Annotated in this window: 14 protein-coding genes; 8 read left to right on the top strand and 6 right to left on the bottom strand. The window is 62.5% G+C overall.

Annotation, left to right across the window (positions count from 1 at the left end; translation table 11 throughout):
• Window positions 1-4: 4 nt before the first annotated feature.
• Entirely contained in the window at window positions 5-244 is a 240-nt protein-coding gene (locus tag F8A88_RS14475; RefSeq protein WP_151151892.1) for a hypothetical protein, read from the bottom strand.
• Between the two features lie 205 nt (window positions 245-449).
• Between F8A88_RS14475 and F8A88_RS14480 the strand changes: the two genes are divergently transcribed.
• Complete coding sequence (locus tag F8A88_RS14480; RefSeq protein ID WP_151151893.1) at window positions 450-1,358, top strand: DMT family transporter; 909 nt, start codon at window positions 450-452, stop codon at window positions 1,356-1,358.
• Between the two features lie 59 nt (window positions 1,359-1,417).
• Complete coding sequence (locus F8A88_RS14485) at window positions 1,418-4,990, top strand: PAS domain S-box protein (protein WP_161598438.1); 3,573 nt, start codon at window positions 1,418-1,420, stop codon at window positions 4,988-4,990.
• A gap of 25 nt (window positions 4,991-5,015) precedes the next feature.
• Here the strand turns inward: F8A88_RS14485 and F8A88_RS14490 are convergent, their stop codons facing one another.
• The 3 genes from F8A88_RS14490 to F8A88_RS14500 form a co-directional block, all read right to left on the bottom strand.
• Entirely contained in the window at window positions 5,016-5,396 is a 381-nt protein-coding gene (locus F8A88_RS14490; protein ID WP_241667475.1) for a DnaJ family domain-containing protein, read from the bottom strand.
• Between the two features lie 56 nt (window positions 5,397-5,452).
• The gene (locus F8A88_RS14495) at window positions 5,453-7,246 is read right to left on the bottom strand and encodes an N-acetylmuramoyl-L-alanine amidase (RefSeq protein ID WP_241667476.1); all 1,794 of its coding nucleotides are present in this window, start codon (window positions 7,244-7,246) and stop codon (window positions 5,453-5,455) included.
• A 184-nt stretch (window positions 7,247-7,430) separates the two neighbouring features.
• Window positions 7,431-8,183 carry a metallophosphoesterase family protein gene (locus F8A88_RS14500; RefSeq protein ID WP_151151897.1) on the bottom strand — a complete coding sequence of 251 codons (753 nt, stop codon included), beginning with the start codon at window positions 8,181-8,183 and terminating at the stop codon, window positions 7,431-7,433.
• Window positions 8,184-8,317: 134 nt separating this feature from the next.
• On the opposite strand from F8A88_RS14500, the gene F8A88_RS14505 reads away from it, so the two are divergent.
• The gene (locus F8A88_RS14505) at window positions 8,318-8,794 is read left to right on the top strand and encodes a chemotaxis protein CheD (RefSeq protein WP_151151898.1); all 477 of its coding nucleotides are present in this window, start codon (window positions 8,318-8,320) and stop codon (window positions 8,792-8,794) included.
• 93 nt (window positions 8,795-8,887) lie between these two features.
• On the opposite strand, the gene F8A88_RS14510 is transcribed toward F8A88_RS14505, so the two are convergent.
• Window positions 8,888-9,169: a YtxH domain-containing protein gene (locus F8A88_RS14510; protein WP_151151899.1), complete on the bottom strand. Its 282-nt coding sequence runs from the start codon at window positions 9,167-9,169 to the stop codon at window positions 8,888-8,890.
• A 19-nt stretch (window positions 9,170-9,188) separates the two neighbouring features.
• The gene (locus F8A88_RS14515; RefSeq protein WP_151151900.1) at window positions 9,189-11,087 is read right to left on the bottom strand and encodes a molybdopterin-dependent oxidoreductase; all 1,899 of its coding nucleotides are present in this window, start codon (window positions 11,085-11,087) and stop codon (window positions 9,189-9,191) included.
• A gap of 255 nt (window positions 11,088-11,342) precedes the next feature.
• Between F8A88_RS14515 and F8A88_RS14520 the strand changes: the two genes are divergently transcribed.
• The 5 genes from F8A88_RS14520 (at window position 11,343) to topA (ending at window position 17,744) form a co-directional block, all read left to right on the top strand.
• Window positions 11,343-11,741, top strand: a complete 399-nt coding sequence (locus F8A88_RS14520; RefSeq protein WP_151151901.1) for a cytidine deaminase — start codon at window positions 11,343-11,345, stop codon at window positions 11,739-11,741.
• Window positions 11,742-11,751: 10 nt separating this feature from the next.
• A complete protein-coding gene (deoC, locus tag F8A88_RS14525; RefSeq protein WP_151151902.1) occupies window positions 11,752-12,567 on the top strand; it encodes a deoxyribose-phosphate aldolase in 816 nt (271 codons plus the stop codon).
• Between the two features lie 10 nt (window positions 12,568-12,577).
• A complete protein-coding gene (gene deoA / locus F8A88_RS14530) occupies window positions 12,578-13,945 on the top strand; it encodes a thymidine phosphorylase (protein WP_151151903.1) in 1,368 nt (455 codons plus the stop codon).
• A complete protein-coding gene (locus tag F8A88_RS14535) occupies window positions 13,935-15,158 on the top strand; it encodes a phosphopentomutase (RefSeq protein WP_241667477.1) in 1,224 nt (407 codons plus the stop codon). The genes deoA and F8A88_RS14535 overlap by 11 nt, the downstream gene beginning before the upstream one ends.
• Window positions 15,159-15,338: 180 nt before the next feature.
• A complete protein-coding gene (gene topA, locus F8A88_RS14540; protein ID WP_151151904.1) occupies window positions 15,339-17,744 on the top strand; it encodes a type I DNA topoisomerase in 2,406 nt (801 codons plus the stop codon).
• The last annotated feature ends 63 nt before the right edge of the window (window positions 17,745-17,807 follow it).

Below are 17,807 nucleotides of genomic sequence, written 5' to 3' on the forward strand. Positions count from 1 at the left end.
CCGATCAATGGTCCGGGTTTTCAAATTTCTCCCGGATGATATCCGCGTCCACGGTCCGGGCCTCCTTGCCCATGGCCTTGGAACCCCCGTGGCAGGAAACCACTCCGTCACGCAACTGCACATACCCGGCTCCGAGCACCGTGGCATAGGGCATCTGTTCGCGCATGTCCATGTGGTCGATGCGATTGGGGAAAATCACGGGCACAGGCTGTCCTGCGAAATCTTCGAACATGATGTACTTCATGGCGCGCTCCTTGTACTTGAGTGGCCGCCATAATACGCAGGCCGGCCCGGTTAGGCAACGATTACCGCCAACGCGTGCACGGCTGCAGAATTTTGTTGAAATTTCATGTAAAATGGACAATTTTCGGTGGTTGGAGTGCACATGGCCGGCCGAAATCGGTCCGCAGTCATGCTTTTTCCCGAATTCCCAGGCAAAAAGGACCGACATGAACGTACGCACGGTACGGGCCGACATCCTGCTTTTCCTCACCGCCGCCATCTGGGGGCTGGCCTTTGTGGCCCAGCGCGTGGGCATGGATCATGTGGGCCCCCTGACCTTCAACGGCGTGCGCTTCGCCCTGGGCGCGCTGGCATTGCTGCCTCTGATACGATTTATGAACAAAGGCGAACTCCGGTCTGCCGCGACACCCGCAAGCCGACTGCTCTGGGGCGGCCTGCTGCTGGGGCTGGCCCTGTTCGGCGGTTCCACCCTGCAGCAGCTCGGATTGGCCGCGCCCCTGCTGGATTCGTGGGGCGTGGAGCCTTCCACGGCAGGCAAGGCCGGCTTCATCACCGGGCTGTACGTGGTGCTGGTGCCCATCATGGGCCTTGCCGTTCGCCAACGCACCGGAATCGGCACATGGTCGGGAGCGGCCCTTGCGGTCGCGGGCATGTACCTGCTCTCCGTGACCGGCGACCTGACCATCGCCTTCGGCGACATGCTGGTGCTGGGCAGCGCCCTGTTCTGGGCCGGGCACGTGCTGATCATCGGCTGGCTCTCCCCGGGCATGAATGCGGTGGACGCGGTCAGGCTCTCCAGCGTCCAGTTCGCGGTCTGCGCGGCACTGAGCCTCGGCGTGGCCATATTCACGGAAGACATCGCCCTTGCGTCCATTCTCGACGCGGGCATACCCATTCTCTACGGCGGCATCATGTCCGTGGGCGTGGCCTATACCCTGCAGGTGGTGGCCCAGCGCGACGCCAACCCGAGCCACGCGGCCGTGATCCTCAGCCTCGAATCCGTATTTGCCGCGCTGGGGGGGTGGATGATGCTGGATGAGACACTCGGAATGCGCGCCCTGATCGGATGCGCGCTCATGCTTGCCGGCATGCTGCTCTCGCAGCTCAGGCCATGACCCGGGAGCCGCGTGCAGATATAATTGTTGCGCGGCCGTTACACGGGTATGGTTTTCAGATGAGTATTCGAAGTACCATGGTCCGCCAGTTGCTTCTGGCAATCTTTCTGTTGTTTGCGGTCCAACCGGCCGCAGCCTCGAAAGCTCAAACCTCGGCCTCGCGGCCGATGATCATGGTACTTGTTTCCTACAGCCCGGTCTTCCCTACGTTTCCGGATCAGATGAAAGGGCTCAAGGCAAGCATGAAGGGCTCGAACATCCGGCTCGTCGTGGAAAGCATGGACAGCAAGCGCCTCTACGACGCCACCCGGCATGAAGCCATACGTTCCTCTCTCGAATACAAGATGGCCAAACTCGGCAAGCCCGACGTGCTTGTGACCACGGACGACAATGCCCTGAGCTTTGCCCTTGCACACCGAAATTCCCTGTTCGCCGACATTCCCATCGTATTTCTGGGCGTCAACGATCCGGCCCTGGCAGAAAAGGCACGCCGCCTGGGCAACGCCACAGGCATACTCGAAAAAACATCTGAACGCGCCACCATTGCCATGGCCCGCCAGCTTTTTCCCGAAGCACGGACCATTGCCGTCATCTACGACGGCACACCGAGCGGCAAGGCGGACTTCAGGAACATACTGCCTGCAACGCGGCTGTTTCCCTGGCTCCGCTTCGAACGCCTCAATCTGGCCCGCATCACCTATGCGGAAATGGCCGCAGGACTCCGTGCGCTTCCGCAGAATTCCCTGATACTGCTGCTCTCCGCCTACCGCGACAGGGACGGGAACGCCCTGACGTTTTCGGAAATCCTGTCCCTGCTCCGCGAATCCAGCCATTGTCCCATCCTGCACCTGTGGAAACACGGCATCGGCAGCGGCCTGTTCGGCGGCAAGGTCGTGGACCATTTCAATCAGGCCAAACTCGCGGGCACAACGGCACGGGCGATCCTCGCCGGAACCCCTGCGGATACCATCCCCGTGGTTGCGGGCGAGGATGCCAATACCTTCATCTTCGACTACAATCAGATCGTGCAATACGGCATTGCACAAAACTCCCTGCCCAAAAACAGCACGATCCTGAACCTGCCGCCGCCAAGGCCCGAGGCAGAGAGTTCGCCGCTTCAGGCCGTGGCCCTGTTCACGTTCATCGTCATTGGCGGCATGCTCATTCTGCACCTGTTGCGCTCACGCGCCGTAACCCGCAGACAAAAAGCCTATTGCAGGGAGCAGCTCTCCACCATCCTCGAAAACGCGACCATCGGCATCGTGATCATGGACAACCTCGGCAACGTGCACTCGGCCAACCCGGAACTGTGCCGCATGACCGGGCATTCGAAAGACGTGCTGGCCACCATGTCCGTGGTGGACCTGTTCGTACTGGAAGAGCGCGCGGATTTCATGGAGGTGTTCGAAAATCTGGTCAAAGGCCGACAATTCTGCAAACGCCTGCGCCTGTTGCGAAATGACGGCACCATGCTGCATGCCGAGATGCAGGCCGTAAATTTCCGCCAGGGCATTTACGTGGGCTTTTTCTGTGACGTGACCCGAATCATGGATGCGGAAGAGATGCTTGCGGAAAGCGAGGCTCGTTTCCGGGCCCTGAACGAACAGGCCGAAGACGCCATGTTCATCCACGATTTTTCCGGACACTATCTGCTGGTCAACCGCAAGGCGTGCGAAATCCTCGGCTACACCAAAGAGGAGCTGATGGACAAGACCGTCTGGGACATCGATCCGCAGACGCCGATCAACGCACCCAAGACCCTGTGGGCGGACACGCCGCGCAAGCTGGACACCATGCTCATGCGCAAGGACGGCACCGAAGTCCCCGTGGAAGTGCAGCTCTCCCGCATCACGTTTGAGGGGCGCGACGTCATTCACGCCCTGGCCCGCGACATTTCCGACCGCAACATTGCGGAACAGCGGGCCATGCGCGAATCCATGGTCAACCTCGCCCAGGCCGAAATAGCCCGCGAACTGACCGCACCGGACTCCAGCACGGAAAGCCTTGCGGCCGTTGTCCGGCAGCACGCCATGATGATCACGGGCAGTGCCCACGGATTGGTCTCCTCCGTTGACGAGGCCAGCCGGGAAAACGTGCCGCATACCTTCACGGAAATGATGGAGGACGGGCAATGCCGCATGGACGTTGCCCATGTACGGATGCCGTGGCACGGAGGCAAGTACGACTCCCTGCTGGGCGTGGCCCTCAACGAGCACAAGGCCTTTTTCACCAACGATCCGGCCAATCACGAACAGGCCAGCGGCCTGCCCTCGGGGCATGTGCCCCTTGAACAGTTCATCTCGGCTCCCGCCATGTTCGAGGAAAAGCTGGTGGGCCAGATTGCGCTGGCCAATCCGGGTCGCGACTATACGGATGAGGACCTGCGCGTGGTCACGGCGCTGGCCGACCTCTTTGCTCTGGCCGTGCAGCGCCAGCAGGCCGAAGCGGCACTGGTGCGGGCCAAGGATGCGGCCGAGGCGGCCAGCAAGGCCAAGGGGGAATTCCTGGCCAATGTCAGCCACGAGATCCGCACCCCGCTCAACGGCGTTTTCGGCATGCTGCAGCTCATGGACGCCACCAAGCTGGACCCGGAACAGGCCGACTACCTGCATACGGCCATGACCTCGGGCCAGAACCTGCTGCGTGTCATCAACGACGTGCTGGACTTTTCAAAAATCGAGGCCGGCAAGATCGAACTGCAGGAAGAGCCTTTTTCCCTGCGCGAGCTGATCAAATCCATTCACGCCATATTCAGCGTGCAGGCACAGGAAAAGGGCATCGACTTCCGCTGGGATGTCGACCCGGAAGCGCACGACAACCTCATCGGCGACGCGGGGCGCATCCGCCAGATTCTCTTCAATCTGGTGGGCAATGCCATCAAATTCACCAATGAAGGCGAAATCGTCATCGAGGCGGACACGCTGGGACAACAGGACAAGCCCGGGAACTGCAGCCTGTTCATTTCTGTTTCCGATACCGGCATCGGCATTCCGGAACAGAAGCTGGACCTGATTTTCCGGGCCTTTGAACAGGTGGACGGCTCCTATTCACGCAAGTATCCGGGCACGGGCCTCGGCCTTGGCATCGTGCGCCGCTTTGTGGAACTCATGGGCGGGCAGGTACGGGTCAAGAGCACCGTGGGCATGGGCTCCACCTTCAGCCTCTCCATATACGTGAAGACAGGGCTGGACGATTCACTTGAGGACGAAACTCCCGAAAATACCGCCGAACTGCCCAAGCTCTCCCTGCTGCTGGCCGAAGACGACCGCGTCAATCGCATCACTGCCCAGCGCCTGCTGGAAAAGATGGGCCACTCCGTGGTCTGGGCACAAAACGGCCTCGAGGCCTTGAACAAACTCAGCGAGCAGCACTTCGATTGCGTGCTTATGGACATCCAGATGCCGCAGATGGACGGCATGCAGGCCGTGGCCGAAATCCGCGCGTCCGACGATCCGGCAATGGCCGCGAAACCGGTCATCGCGCTCACGGCGCACGCCATGAAGGGAGACAAGGAACAATTCCTGAAGGGCGGCATGGACGACTATGTGTCAAAGCCCGTGAACAAGGAGGAACTTGAGGCCGTGCTGCGCAGGGTGCTGCTCAAGGGCGGGTCCTTCCGGGGGCTGGATTAGGCGGCCGGCCGGATCAATCCGAATCCTACAGCCCGGAAAGCCGCTCCACTATCCGCGCATAATAGGGCGAATCCTCATCCGTCAGCACCTCCTTCCCGGAAAGCCGGGAAAGCGCATTCAGGCGGTGCATCCGACCATACGCTCCCTGTACCTCGGGCGCGTCGCGCAACAGTTCGTGGCCGTTTTCCGGCAGCTTTTCCCGCAATCCTTCCGACACGATCTCCGGCGCGTCCTCCGGATTATCGTTTATGAACCCGTTGCTCTTGAGAATACGGTAGGCCATGCGCAGCTCCGGCGGCAGGGTCGCGGCCTCATCCGGGGGCAGGGGTTTGCCCGCGCCCTTGAGGTTGTCGAATTCACCCTTGCGCACGGCCGCGTTGATGCGGTCTTCGGCAATCAGCAGCATTCCGAGTTCCATGAAAAGAATATAGGGAGGGAGAAATTCCGCTGTCAAGCGGTGCGCTAGCGCATGGCGTAGCGTTCGATCTGACGCTTGTAGGCCAACACCCCGCGCACGATGCCGCGCGCCAGATACTTGAGGTAGGTTTCACTCCGCAGACGCTTGTTTTCCGTGTAGTTGGTCAGGTAGCCCAACTCTACCAGAACGGACGGCATGGTTGCGCCCATGAGCACGTAGAACGGCGCCTGACGCACGCCCATGTCCTTGAGCGCCCATTTGCGGCGCACTTCGCGCAGGGTCTGGTCCTGCACGCCCTTGGCCAAATCCCTGCTTTCCTTCATCTTGGAATTCACGGCCAGGTCCGCGAGAATGAACTGCAGATCGCCGATGCTCCTGAGGTCGACCGCATTTTCACGCGCGGCCACCCGCACGGCGGCCTGGGTCTTGGCAAGGTTCAGGGTATAGGTTTCCAGCCCGTGAATCTTCTTGCTGCGGTGAGCGTTGCAATGCACGGAAATGAACATGTCCGCCTTTTTCACGTTGGCCTGCGCGGTGCGCTCCTCCAGGGCAAGGAAATTGTCCTTGGTGCGGGTATACAGGACCTTGAAGCCCTTTTCCTGCAGCATTTTGCCCAGAATCTTGACAAAACGCAGGTTCACGTCCTTTTCCTTGAGACCATAGGCCCGTGCCCCGGGGTCCTTGCCCCCGTGCCCGGCGTCGAGCATGATGGTATGGATGGTCAGGCCCAGTTGCTCCACAAGGTCCCCGGCCATCCTCTTGCTCTTGTAGGACGGCTTGAAATTGCCCGCGGCCGCGGCTTTCCTGCGCCTTTCCGTGGCTGCGGCCCGCGCCCGGGTCTTTTTGTCCGGGGCGTACACGTCCACCACGATGCGGAACGGGTTGTTCAGCGGAAAGACCTTGTAATCCTGCAGGGTCTGGAAATCCAGAACCACGCGGGTGGTTTTCTTGTCCTTCTGACCGGTGCGTATCTGCTTGAGAATGCCGTCGGCCACGCCGGTCTTGCGTTTGACGCCGTTGCCGAGATGGGTATGGGTCAGGTCGATATAGAGCCTGTGCGGCCTGTTGTATTTGGGTGCGGGAGCAAGCAGCTTGTAGCGGAAGGTGGTCTGGTCGTCCATTTCAAGGACAACGCGCGTGTACTCGTCGCTGCTGGTATAGCGCACGGCGTCCAGGTGCGCGGTGTTGGGCGGGTCGGTGTGGCCGGTGGACGAAGGCCTGACCACGGTCTCCTTGCGGGGAATTGCCTTGCCAGCGGGTTTGGTCGACGTCTTTTTCGCCACCATTGGCGGCGACTTGGATTTTGGAGTGTGGACCGACTTGCTGGCGGGCTTGCCGCCCAGCGCGGCAATGAACCTTTCGCCCTTGCCCAGCTTGTTCAACAGTTGCCGGGCCTTGGGCGCCATGTCCGCATGCGGATACTTGACGATGATGGTGGCAAGGTCGCGGCGGGCGTTGGTCCACTCGTTGAGGCGCTGGTAACGGATCTCCGCCCGGCGGTACAGGCAGTCGTCGGTCCAGCCGTGACGCGGGAAGCGGCTCACGCAACGGGAGTAGTAATCCACAGCCTTGCGAAAATCGGATTTGAGACCGCTATGCACACCCAGTTCTTCGTTGGTCCTGCCGAGATAATACAGGGCCTTGGGCGCGAACTTGCCGTTCGGGTCCTTGCGGTGCACAGCGGAAAACTCACGCTCGACCCGAACCCAGTTGGAGCGATAGCGGGCCTTGGATCGGCTCTTGCTGAGGGCGTGGAAATCCTTGTGCGCCTTGTTGAAAAGAGCACTGGCCGAGGCGGCCTGCGCCGGAGACGCAAGGCAACACACGGCAATCAACATCGCCGTGACCACAACTATGGGTGCGCTACTTTTCCGTGCTCTGCTGCTTTGCATAGATTCGGATCGTGCCCTCATTGAAAAATATGCCGAAGCCCAAAAGCCCGCCCGGCAAAGGCTCCACACGCCGCGTATTTTCCAGAAAAATCTAAAAAAAGTCCAGAAACAATTATGAAAGATGTGGAAATCACTCTGCCACGCCGCTTTGCAGCCACCCGGCCCAGTCGGCACGGCCGTGTTCCAGAGCCATTGCCGCCGCTCCATCCCAGTCGTATTCTACAAGGGGGCCGGTGATGGACCATGCGTCACGCTCGCGGGAGATTATGGCATAGCGGGCATGGGGAGACCCGGAGCTCATGGCATGGGGCGGGTCGTCGTCGGCGTAGGCGGGAAGGCCCACGCTGCCCGGATTGACCACGGTCATCGTGTTGCAGCGGATGACCCGGAACAGGTGCGAATGCCCGCACAGGACCAGCGAGGGCGCCCGGGCGCCGATGCGGTCTTCCATTTCGGCGCAGGAGCGCGGCCGGGGCCGTCCGGATTCCGTGTTTTCGGTCAGGTAGACCGTGTCGTCTTCCGGGGTGCCGTGGCAACACAGGATATCCCCTCCGGCCAGCTCGACCACGGGCGGCACCTGCGAAAGCCGTTCAAGGTCGGAAGGCAGCAGGTTCTCCATGACGTGCCGCAGGGTGGGGTTGGCGTTCCCGGAATCGGGCGGTTCCAGCACCAAGCGGTCCTGGTTGCCAAGCACCGTGACCGCACCGAGCCGCTCCAGCAGACGCGCGGTTTTGCCCGGGTCCAGCGGCCCGTAAAAGGAATCGCCGAGGTTCACGGCGCGCTCTATCCCGCGGGAACGCATGTCGTCCATGACCGCTTTCAGGGCCGCGGCATTGCCATGAATGTCCGCCAACACGGCAAAGGGTTCGGTCCAGATGTTCATGCACGCGAGTATGATTCACTTTTGCCCATGGCACAAGGCTTTCTGTTGGCCGGGCATCGTGTATAATGGCATGGCCCTGCGCAATGATTTCGTTTATGATCCCATGTTGTTTCCTGCATTGAACCGGAGCGCGGATGAACCCTGTCGTCGTCAACATATCGGACATGAAAATCGCCACGGACCCCAAGGCCGTGCTGGCCACGTATTCGCTGGGGTCATGCCTCGGGGTAACGGTCTACGATCCCGTGACCCGCGCGGGCGGACTGATCCACTGCCTGCTGGCCCGGGCCTCGGCCGCGCGTGAAAAGGCACGGCAGAATCCATACATGTTCGTGACCACGGGCGTACCGCTCATGGTGCGCAAGCTGATGCAAAAAGGGGCGGCGCTGGACCGCATGGTCTTCAAGGCCGCGGGCGGTGCCAACATGCGCAGCGACAACATATTCCGCACCGGGGAAAACAACTACATGGCCCTGCGCAGGTTGCTGGAACGCAACAACATCAAACTTGCGGCCGAATCCGTGGGCGGCAGCATACCGCGCAGCATGTACCTGCACCTGGACACGGGCCGCGTGGTCATCAAGTCGCTGGGCGTGGAGTCGGAACTCTAGGGCCGCCCAAACGCCCCTTTCCCGAAAAAAACCGCCCGCAGCCAAAGCCACGGGCGGTTGCAATCCCACAATATATTCGCGTGAACAGGTCGGCTACTTGCTCATGTCCTTGACCTTGTCCACCACCACATCCTTGGCTTCCTTGAGGCCTTCGCCCACGTCGTCGGCGGCTTCATTGACCTTTTCCTTCACGTTCTTGAAAGACTCGTTGGCGTCCTCGTTGAACTTGTCCAAGGCGCTCTTGCCGCCGTCCTTGGCCTGCTGCACGGTCTGGTCGATCTTTTTGCCGGCCTTTTCCGCTGCGTGCTCGTCGGAACACGCGGTCGCGCCGAACAGCAGAAACAGGGTACAGGCAAGAATCACATATTTTTTCATGGCATTCTCCTCAAACGTATCACGTTCTGTTTTCCAGCCGAATATACTGGCTGTAGTAGGCCGCCGTTTCCCCCATGTCCGTAATCCTGGGCTCGATGATCGGATTGGAACTTTGGCCATGTTTCATCCATCCGCCACGGGGAAAAACTACCACGTCCGGCCGCAGGGTGTCATCCGTCTCCACCGCCACAGGCACGGCGCCTGCCGCTGAAACCGCGAACACGGGCGCCGAAAGGTCCAACGCCTCCAGCGCCGGGCACTGCGGCGAAACCGTGACCGCGGGCAGGCCTTTCTGTTCGTCCTCGGGTATCTGGGACTGGGTATACCCGCCCCGCACAAGGGTCAGCAGATGGAGCGGATAATCGGGACTCGGCTCGGGATCGCGGTCCAATGTTTCGGGAAAACGGAATTTGCGGTCCGGGTGGTCGAAACGCATGCCCTCATAGGCCACCAGCGGCCAATGCGACCGGGAAAATCCCCGGCTGCTCAATTCCTCGGGGCTGACCCCGGAGTCTTCGAGGCTGGAAGTGATGCACTGGCTGCGGCTGGGGAAACGCACCGGATGCTCCAGACGCTCGCCCAGATCGGCCAGCATGTCATAGATGTCCCGGCACTGGCCCGGCGCATCCACCACCTTGCGTGAAAAATTGACGAAGTTGTGCGTGCTGGCCCCCACGATTTCATCGCGCTCGAACATGTAGGCCGGCGGCAGTATCAGGTCTGCGCACAGGGCCGTATCGTTCATGAAACCTTCCACCACAACCGTGAACGGACAGCGCTTCAGGGCTTCGGCAATGCCCGCTGAATCCGGAATCTGGGTCACCGGATTCAGTCCGTCCACCCAGATGAAATCAAGGGGCGGCTCGGCCTCGCGCAGTTCACGGGAAAGATCCGGTGCCAGCAGGGTGCGGAAATCCTCCGGTGCGGACAGGTCGGTTTCCGCCTGCCACGGCACAAGGTTGCGCCCCGAGGAGAAACTCACGTACACGCCGCCGCCCTTGCGGCCCATCTGTCCGGCCAACATGCCCAGCGAGGCGATGAACTGCACGTTCTGGCCGCCGAACAAATAGCGCTGCAGCCCCCAGCCCACCAGCGAGGCCACTGCCCCGGGCCGCTCATACCAGTCAAAAAGCATTTCCACGTCCGCCACGTCCACGCCGCAGGCCGCGCACAGTTCGTCCAGCGACCACGACTCGGCCAGCCCGCGAAACACGGCCCAGTTGGAGGTGCGGTTGACCACGCCCTGTTCCAGCAGCCCGGATTCCACATAAAGCTTGATCACGGCTGCGGCCAGAAAGCGGTCCGTACCCGGTTTGATGAGGATGTGTTCGTCCGAATCCGCCGAGCTGTCGACCACGTCGATGGTCAGCACCCGTGCACCGCGCTTGCGCGCCTCGCGCACGGTCATGCCCATGTGCATGAAGCTGTTCTTCAGGTCGCGCCCCCAGTTGACGATGCGGCGGGCGTTGAGCAGGTCCTCGGGGTCGTTGGTGGTCAGGGAGCCGCAACAGCGGATCATGGCCTCGATGCCGGCATCGTCGCAGATGGAACCGCGCAGGGCCGACGCGCCCAGCGCGGAGAAAAAGGCCGTGCCCGCATGGGCGAAAACACCCCGGCTGGCATGTCCGCCCAGCCGCGCCATGCGCTGCGGTTCGTGGCGCAGGGTGTTGATCTCTTGCGCACAGAGGTCCAGCGCCGTGTCCCAATCCACGGGAACGAACGAATCCCCATCGCGCAACAGGGGTTCGGTAATGCGCTCCGGCGCGTCCAGACGCCGGAAAAAACGGGCGACCTTGCCGCAGACCACGCCGCGCGTATAGGGATGCTCCGCATTGCCGGACACGGTTCGTTTCTCCGTGTCCACGATGCAGGAACAGCCGTCCGGACAGTTCTGGGTGCAGGCGGATATGACTTTCATGTGCGACCTCCTGTGCGCGTTGTCCTGCATATTCGGCGCAGGGTCAACCGCGCGAAGCGGATGTATGCAAATTATTGCAATCCGGGTCTGCGGGCAGGCAGTTCCGCCAGCCGCGCCGGGCAAACACCCGAGGGGGATAATCGGTTGCCATGATCGCCGGTCAGCAGGTACACATGCGGAAGGTTTCCGGTCAGGGCCGGACACACGGCCGGGACGAAAAAAATCATCGGCAAACCAAGGCAAGGAGCACGGCTCATGGCGGACATCAGCGAACTCATGCGCATGGCCACCCGCGCGCGAAACAACGCCCATGCCCCCTATTCCGGCCATCCCGTGGGCGCGGCCCTGCGCACGAGCACGGGCAAGACCTATGCCGGATGCAACGTGGAAAACATCGCCTATCCCGTGGGCACTTGCGCGGAACAGGCCGCCATCTGCGCCATGGTGCTGGACGGCGAATCGAGCATCGCGGAGATGGTGGTGACAGGGCCGGGCAATGAGCCCTGCACACCGTGCGGGGCCTGCCGCCAGCGCATGCGCGAATTCGCGGCCCCGGACATGCTCTTCCATGCCTGCACGGAAACCGACGTGCTTTTGACCATGACCATGGACCAACTGCTGCCCGAAGCGTTCGGGCCGGAATATCTGAAATAAAGGACTCTTCATGAACTCGATCATACCGGAGCTGGTGGCGGAGGCCCGCAACGCGCGGCCCACCGAGGACCATGCCCGACGCGCGCTGGCATGCATGGACCTGACCAGCCTGAACGACAACGACACGGACGCGGACATCGAAACCCTGTGCGCCCGCGCCAAAACCGAATTCGGCCCAGTGGCCGCGGTGTGCGTATATGACCGCTTCATCGGCTGCGCACGGCGCTGCCTCAGCGATTCCGCCATTCGCGTGGCCACGGTCTGCAATTTCCCGCACGGGGACACGAACATCGAGGCGGCCGTCCGCCAGGCAGCGGCGCAGGTGGCCGCTGGCGCAAACGAGGTGGACGTGGTGCTGCCCTACCGGGCCTACATGGGCGACGAACGCGCACAGGCCGTCCGGCTCCTGCGTGAAGTGCGCCGGGCCGCAGGCAGCGCGACCCTCAAGGTCATTCTGGAAACCGGCGAACTGGCCGACCCGGACCTGATCCGCAACGCCGGGCTGGATGCCATCGCCTCGGGCGCGGATTTCATCAAGACCTCCACGGGCAAGGTGGCCGTGGGCGCCACCCTGGAAGCCGCCGCCATCATGCTGCAGGTCATCGCCGCCACCCAGCCGGGCACGGAGCGAACCCTCGGGTTCAAGCCCGCCGGCGGCATCAGCACGGTGCAGGACGCGGCTTCCTACCTGCATCTGGCCGACGCCATCATGGGGCCGAACTGGGCGCGGCCCGCAACATTCCGGTTCGGGGCCAGCAGTTTGCTGGGCAATGTGCTTTCCATGCTGGGAGGCGGACAGCAGGAACCGGGCGCATGCGACTATTGACGGAGCAGCCATGAATATCCTTCCGCAGGAAATCATCCGCGCCAAGCGGGACGGCCACGAGCTCTCCCGCGCCCAGATCAAGGCCATGGTCCGGGGCATCACCGATGAAACCGTGACCGATGGACAGGTGGCGGCCTTCGGCATGGCCGTGTTCTTCCGGGGCATGACCATGGACGAACGCATCTGCCTGACCCGCGCCATGATGGAATCCGGCACCGTGCTGGACTGGAAACGCATGGGCCTGCCGTCCGGCGTGGTGGACAAGCACTCCACGGGCGGGGTGGGCGACAAAGTCAGCCTGCTGCTCGCGCCGCTGGCTGCGGCCTGCGGGGCATACGTGCCCATGATCTCCGGGCGCGGCCTCGGCCACACGGGCGGCACGCTCGACAAATTCGACTCCATCCCGGGCTACGACACGGCCCCGGACCTGGACACCTTTTCCCGCGTGACCCGCGAGGTGGGTTGCGCCGTCATCGGCCAGACCGCGGATCTTGCCCCGGCGGACCGCCGCTTCTACGCGGTGCGCGACGTGACCGCCACCGTGGAATCCATCGACCTGATCACCGCATCCATCCTGTCCAAGAAGCTGGCCGCCGGATTGCAGGGGCTGGTCATGGACGTGAAGTTCGGCTCGGGCGCGTTCATGGAACAGTTCGAGGACGCCCGGGAACTGGCCGAATCCATCGCCCATGTTGCCACGGGCGCGGGCGTGCCCACCGTGGCCCTGCTCACGGACATGAATCAGGTGCTCGGCTCCAGCGTGGGCAACAGCCTCGAAGTGATGGAAGCCGTGAAATTTCTGACCAACGAACGCGCAGAGCCCCGCCTTGCCGAGGTCACCCGCGCCCTGACCGCGGAAATGCTGGTGCTGGCCAGGATCGCGCAGGATACCCGCGACGGCGGGAAGCGCGTGGACAAGGCCCTTTCCTCGGGCCGGGCCGCCGAGGTTTTCGGCCGCATGGTGGCCGGGTTGGGCGGCCCCGCTGATTTCATGGAACGCTGGCACGACCATCTGACCGTGGCTCCGGTGACCCTGCCCGTATATCCGAAACAGCCGGGATTCGTGGCCTCCATGGTCAACCGGGACGTGGGGCTGGCCCTTGTGAACATGGGTGGCGGACGCACCCGGCCGGATCAGGAGATCGATCATTCCGTGGGCCTGAGCCGCTTTGCCCATGTGGGCGATGCCGTGGGACCGGACGCGCCCCTGTGCCTGATCCATGCGCAAGACTCGGCGCAGGCCGAACAGGCCGCACAGGCCGTGCTCACGGCCGTGACCGTCACCGATGACAGGCCCGCCGAATCCGGCCCGGTGGTGCGCGAACGCATTGCGGGCGAATCCGTTCATGAAAGGCGCGCAGGGCAGAATGATGGCTAGGGCGTTCATACTGGTCATCGACAGCTTCGGCATCGGCGCGGCCCCGGACGCGGAAAAATTCGGGGATGCGGGCGCGGACACACTGGGCCACATCGCGCAGGAATGCGCGGCGGGCCGGGCCAACGAGGACGGTCTGCGCAACGGCCCCCTCTCCCTGCCGTTCATGGCATCGCTGGGGCTGGGCAAGGCAGCCGAACTGGCCACGGGGCGCATCCCCCCCGGGCTGGAAACCGAATCCGTGCGCGGCCTGTATGCGGCGGCCCGCGAACAGAGCCGCGGCAAGGACACGCCCAGCGGCCACTGGGAGCTGGCCGGGGTTCCGGTACTCTTTGACTGGGGCTATTTTCCGCCCGAATACCCGAGCTTTCCCCAACCGTTGGTAAACGAACTGGTCCGGCGCGGCAATCTGCCCGGCATACTGGGCAACTGCGCCGAATCCGGCACGGAAATCCTGCAACGGCTGGGCGCGGAGCATGTGCGCACAGGCAAACCCATCTGCTACACGTCCGTGGACAGCGTGTTCCAGATCGCGGCCCACGAGGAGCATTTCGGGCTGGAGCGATTGCTCAATCTTTGTGAACTGGCCCGGGAACTGCTGGACCCGTACAACATCGGCCGGGTCATTGCGCGGCCGTTCACGGGCGAACCCGGCGCGTTCATGCGCACGCCCAACCGGCGCGACTATGCCGTGCCCCCGCCCGAACCGACCCTGCTGGACATCCTGCAACAGGCCGGACGCGAGGTGATCTCCGTGGGCAAAATCGCGGACATCTTCGCGCACCGGGGCATCACCCGTGCGCTCAAGGGACCGGACACGGCCACGCTCATGGACCAAACCATTGCGCAGGCCCATGGGGCTCCACAGAGAGCGCTCGTGTTCACCAACCTCGTGGATTTCGATTCCGTGTACGGCCACCGCCGCAACGTGGCGGGCTATGCGGCCGCGCTGGAGGCTCTGGACGCGCGCCTGCCCGAACTGGAGGCCGCGCTCGGGCCGGAAGATGCGGCCTTCATCACTGCGGACCACGGCTGCGACCCCACATGGCGCGGCACGGACCACACCCGCGAATACGTGCCCATGCTCGGCTTCGGCCCTGCCTGCCCCACGGGTTCCGCCGGGATACGCTCAACCTTTGCGGACCTCGGTGCCACCGTGGCCCGGCATCTGGGCGTGCGCCTGCAACGCGGCACGCCGCTGCAACCGCAAGACTGACCCGGGACACCCTGCGAGACAATATTCGCACCACACGGGAAAAGGCTCGCGAATATCCGTTTTTCGTAACGAATACCCTGTTTTGCCCCGCAAAAAACACCACCCACACCTACAGCTTCCCGGCAGCATTGCAAATCCCGGGCTTGCCAGAGTGCTTGCGGATGGTTATGAGTCCTGACCATGGCAAAAGATTTGATCATCGTTGAGAGTCCGGCAAAGGTGAAGACCATCAGCAAGTTTCTGGGCAAGGATTACCTTGTGGAAGCTTCGGTGGGGCATGTGCGCGACCTTCCCACCCGAGATCTGGGAGTGGATGAGGAGAACGGCTTCGAGCCGCACTACGAGATCATCCAGGGCAAGGAGGACGTGGTCAAGAAACTGCGTCAGGCCGCCAAAAAGGCGGATCATGTCTTTCTCGCACCTGACCCGGACCGCGAGGGTGAGGCCATTGCGTGGCACGTGGCCGAGGTCATCAGCAAGCAGAACAAGAGCGTCAGCCGCATCCAGTTCAACGAAATCACGGCCCGCGCGGTCAAAGAGGCGCTGGAGCATCCGCAGGAACTGAACCGGTCCCTGTTCGATTCCCAGCAGGCCCGCCGCATTCTGGACCGCCTCGTGGGCTACAAAATTTCCCCGATCCTGTGGAAAAACGTGAAACGCGGCATTTCCGCAGGCCGCGTGCAGTCCGTTGCGCTCAAGATCATCGTGGAGCGCGAAAAGGAACGCCGGGCATTCGATCCCAAGGAATACTGGCCCTTCAAGGCACAGCTGGCCGGGGAAAATCCGCCGCCGTTCTGGCTGGATCTTTGGAAATACAAGGAAAAGAGCGTCAAGCCCGGTGGGCACCACGTCACTTCGGCTGACGAGGCCCAAGCCCTGGAAAAGGCCCTGAACGAATCCGATTTCGTGGTGGACGCTGTGGAGGAAAAGCAGCGTTCCCGCCAGCCCCGACCGCCCTACATCACCTCCACCATGCAGCAGGAGGCCAACCAGCGCCTCGGCTATTCCGCGCGCAAGACCATGACCGTGGCCCAGCGCCTGTACGAAGGCGTGGAGTTGGGAAAACGCGGCACCACCGCACTGATCACCTACATGCGTACCGACTCGGTGCGCGTGGCCAAGGATGCGCAGGAAGCGGCCAAGGAATTGATCCTCGAAAAATTCGGCAAGGATCATTACCCGTCCAAGACACGGAATTTCCGCACCAAGGGCAGCGCGCAGGACGCGCACGAAGCCATTCGCCCGGTCGACGTGAGCATCACGCCCGAGGAAATCAAGAAACACCTGCCCTCGGAGCAGTACCGGCTCTACAAGCTCATCTGGCAGCGTTTCGTGGCCTCGCAGATGGCCGCGGCCAAATTCTGGGACACCACGGTCACGGTCTCTTCGGCCATGACCATGTGGCGCGCCAAGGGCGAACGCCTGCTCTTCCCGGGCTTTCTTGCGGCCATGGACAGGCACGGCAACGACGACACCGCGGACCTGCCCAAACTCACGGTGGGCGAGAAGCTGGCGGTCAAGGAACTGAAAAAGGAACAGAAATTCACCCAGCCCCCGGCACGCTATTCCGAAGCCTCGCTGGTGCGTACGCTGGAAGAAATGGGCATCGGCCGTCCGTCCACCTATGCGGCCATCATCTCCACGCTCATCGACCGCGAATACACGCGGCTCGAGGAAAAACGGTTCGTGCCCACGGAACTGGGCTTCACGGTCAGCGACCAGCTTTCCGCGCATTTCCCGGACCTCATGGACGTGGGCTTCACCGCCTCCATGGAAAACTCGCTGGACGAGGTTGCCGAGGGCAATCAGGAATGGAGCGGACTGCTCAACGAATTTGCCGGGGACTTCTATCCCACGCTGGACAAGGCGCGCAAGGACATGGCCACCACCGTGCAGGACACGGGCGTGACCTGTTCCGAATGCGGCAAGCCCATGGTCATCAAATTCGGCCGCACCGGCGAATTCCTCGGCTGCACCGGGTTCCCGTCCTGCCGCAACATCAAGAATTTCAAGCGCGACGAAAAAGGCAACATCGTGGTCGTGGAGCGCGAAGAGCCGGAACAGATCGGCATCGACTGCGACAAATGCGGACGGCCCATGGCCATCAAGCAGAGCCGCCGGGGCGAGTTCCTCGGCTGCACCGGCTACCCGGACTGCCGCAACATCAAGAACTTCGAGCGCGACGAGGACGGCAACATCAAGGTCGTGGAACAGGCTGCGCCCGAGGTGGTGGGTACCTGCCCGGAATGCGGCGGGGAACTGCACCTGAAAAAGGCCCGCACCGGCTCGCGGTTCATCGCCTGCGCCAACTACCCGGACTGCACCTACACCGAACCCTATTCCACGGGCGTTTCCTGCCCCAACGAAGGGTGCGACGGCATGCTGGTGGAAAAGGCCTCGCGCAAGGGCAAGATATTCTATTCCTGCTCCAACTATCCCAAATGCGACTATGCGGTCTGGGACTGGCCGGTCAAGGGCCCCTGCCCGGACTGCGGCCACCCCGTGCTGGTGCGCAAGAACACCCGGGCCAAGGGCGAACACATCGCCTGCCCCAAGCGCGGCTGCAAGTACGAACAGAAACTGTAGCCCGCCTCATGGACGGATCAGACAGCCCCCCGAGCCGTTTGCGCGCGGGGGGCTTTTGCATGC

This window comes from Pseudodesulfovibrio senegalensis (assembly GCF_008830225.1).
Lineage (GTDB): Bacteria > Desulfobacterota > Desulfovibrionia > Desulfovibrionales > Desulfovibrionaceae > Pseudodesulfovibrio > Pseudodesulfovibrio senegalensis.

What these genes read in the sequence shown, in the direction of transcription:
- F8A88_RS14475 (WP_151151892.1), bottom strand. Translation starts at nt 244, where the DNA reads ATGAAGTACATCATGTTCGAAGATTTCGCAGGACAGCCTGTGCCCGTG.
- F8A88_RS14500 (WP_151151897.1), bottom strand. Translation starts at nt 8,183, where the DNA reads ATGAACATCTGGACCGAACCCTTTGCCGTGTTGGCGGACATTCATGGC.
- F8A88_RS14520 (WP_151151901.1), top strand. Translation starts at nt 11,343, where the DNA reads ATGGCGGACATCAGCGAACTCATGCGCATGGCCACCCGCGCGCGAAAC.
- F8A88_RS14505 (WP_151151898.1), top strand. Translation starts at nt 8,318, where the DNA reads ATGAACCCTGTCGTCGTCAACATATCGGACATGAAAATCGCCACGGAC.
- deoC (WP_151151902.1), top strand. Translation starts at nt 11,752, where the DNA reads ATGAACTCGATCATACCGGAGCTGGTGGCGGAGGCCCGCAACGCGCGG.
- topA (WP_151151904.1), top strand. Translation starts at nt 15,339, where the DNA reads ATGGCAAAAGATTTGATCATCGTTGAGAGTCCGGCAAAGGTGAAGACC.
- F8A88_RS14480 (WP_151151893.1), top strand. Translation starts at nt 450, where the DNA reads ATGAACGTACGCACGGTACGGGCCGACATCCTGCTTTTCCTCACCGCC.
- F8A88_RS14515 (WP_151151900.1), bottom strand. Translation starts at nt 11,087, where the DNA reads ATGAAAGTCATATCCGCCTGCACCCAGAACTGTCCGGACGGCTGTTCC.
- F8A88_RS14485 (WP_161598438.1), top strand. Translation starts at nt 1,418, where the DNA reads ATGAGTATTCGAAGTACCATGGTCCGCCAGTTGCTTCTGGCAATCTTT.
- deoA (WP_151151903.1), top strand. Translation starts at nt 12,578, where the DNA reads ATGAATATCCTTCCGCAGGAAATCATCCGCGCCAAGCGGGACGGCCAC.
- F8A88_RS14535 (WP_241667477.1), top strand. Translation starts at nt 13,935, where the DNA reads ATGATGGCTAGGGCGTTCATACTGGTCATCGACAGCTTCGGCATCGGC.
- F8A88_RS14490 (WP_241667475.1), bottom strand. Translation starts at nt 5,396, where the DNA reads ATGCTGCTGATTGCCGAAGACCGCATCAACGCGGCCGTGCGCAAGGGT.
- F8A88_RS14495 (WP_241667476.1), bottom strand. Translation starts at nt 7,246, where the DNA reads ATGTTGATTGCCGTGTGTTGCCTTGCGTCTCCGGCGCAGGCCGCCTCG.
- F8A88_RS14510 (WP_151151899.1), bottom strand. Translation starts at nt 9,169, where the DNA reads ATGAAAAAATATGTGATTCTTGCCTGTACCCTGTTTCTGCTGTTCGGC.